The sequence below is a fragment of the Bacillus sp. FSL K6-1106 genome (genome assembly GCF_038005245.1).
Classification (GTDB): Bacteria; Bacillota; Bacilli; order Bacillales; family Bacillaceae; genus Bacillus; species Bacillus altitudinis.
The window spans coordinates 1-1,524 of the sequence record NZ_JBBOSV010000007.1 but is presented as its reverse complement, the minus strand read 5'-3'; the positions used below and the strand labels follow the sequence as shown (position 1 = coordinate 1,524).

Annotated in this window: 1 protein-coding gene and 1 pseudogene; both read right to left on the bottom strand. The window is 40.4% G+C overall.

What is annotated here, in order from left to right:
- Positions 1–353, bottom strand: a pseudogene (locus MHI20_RS19170) (ABC transporter permease); the annotation flags it as partial.
- Between the two features lie 3 nt (positions 354–356).
- Positions 357–1,301 (bottom strand): ABC transporter permease, encoded by a 945-nt coding sequence (locus tag MHI20_RS19165; RefSeq protein WP_007499022.1) that lies wholly within the window; start codon positions 1,299–1,301, stop codon positions 357–359.
- Positions 1,302–1,524 lie beyond the last annotated feature (223 nt).

Genomic DNA, 1,524 nt, shown 5'->3' with positions numbered 1-1,524 from the left:
ACGTCAAGAACTGCTGCAGCAAGACCGATGAAGATCGAAATTCTTGCCCCTACCCATGTACGAACAAACATGTCTCGGCCAAGATCATCTGTACCAAACCAATGCTCTTTTGATGGCGGCTGATCTGCATTAAGCAAATCTGTCGTTGAATAATCATATTTCGAGAACACTGGAACGAAAATGGCCAGAATCACAATAATGAAAATGATTGCAAGTCCAACCATTGCAAGTTTATTTGCACGGAAGCGAAGCATGGCATCCTTCCATAAAGATAGACTAGGTTTAGAAATTTTTTCAGATTCTGCTGCGTCAGCTGTCGCAGGCACAAATAAATCTTTTCTCATCTCTTCCATGTGTTAGACCCCTTTCTTCGCCTTCGTCAGTTTAATTCTAGGATCAATAATACCGTAGAGGACGTCAACAACTAGAATACTGACTAATAGAATAATACTGTAGAAGACTGTGACACCCATGATGACTGTGTAATCACGGTTTGTAATGCTTGTAACAAAGTGAGAGCCAAGACCAGGAATACCAAAAATCTTCTCCACGACAAAACTACCTGTTAACACTGAAGCAGCCATTGGTCCCATGTATGTGATAACAGGTAACAATGCGTTTCGAATGGCGTGTTTGATCGTCACAGCTGATTTTGTTAATCCTTTTGCTCTAGCCGTTCTAATGTAGTCACTATTTAATACTTCAAGCATACTTGACCGTGCAAGTCTAGCGATAAATGCCATTGGCATGAAGGAAAGTGCAATAGAAGGTAGTACGGTGCTTGCCCAAGACTCCCATCCTGCAACTGGGAAGATCGCTAAAAAGCTTGCCTCAGATGCAAATACATATTGTAATAGCGCCGCTAAGATGAAACTTGGAACTGAGATTCCAAAGATCGTTAAAATGGCAATCGTATAGTCTTGCCACTTGTTATGATAGAGCGCTGCAAGGACCCCAAACAATACACCAAATGCTAATGCGAGGAGAATTGCCTCAATTCCGAGGGTAAAGGAAACGGGGAATCCAGAACTGATTAAATCATTAACAGTTTGTCCTTTATATTTAAATGAGGGACCAAAATCTAATTTTGCAACTGAACCTAGGTAGCTCACGTATTGAACAAATAAGGGTTTGTCCAACCCGTAGTGCTCGTTTAGGTTTGCTTCAATTTCAGCAGGAAGTTTCTTCTCTCCAGAGAATGGACCACCAGGTGCTGCCTGCATGAGAAAGAAAGTTGCAGTTACAATAACAAACAGTGTGATTAAAATATATATTAATCGCTTACCGATATATTTAAGCAACGGAATTGCACCTCCATGATTTTACAACAATTTCTCTAATCAGCAAGAAAGGTATATGGAGAGACATCCTCCATATACCTTAAGATCCTTGCCGTAGATCTCTTACACTATAACTCTTACTTTTCGAAATGTGCCCATTTGTATTGAACATCACCAAGTCCAGATACAACCACACCTTTAAGTTTTGGATCTTGTACCCAAAGTTGAGTGTAGAAGTAAATAG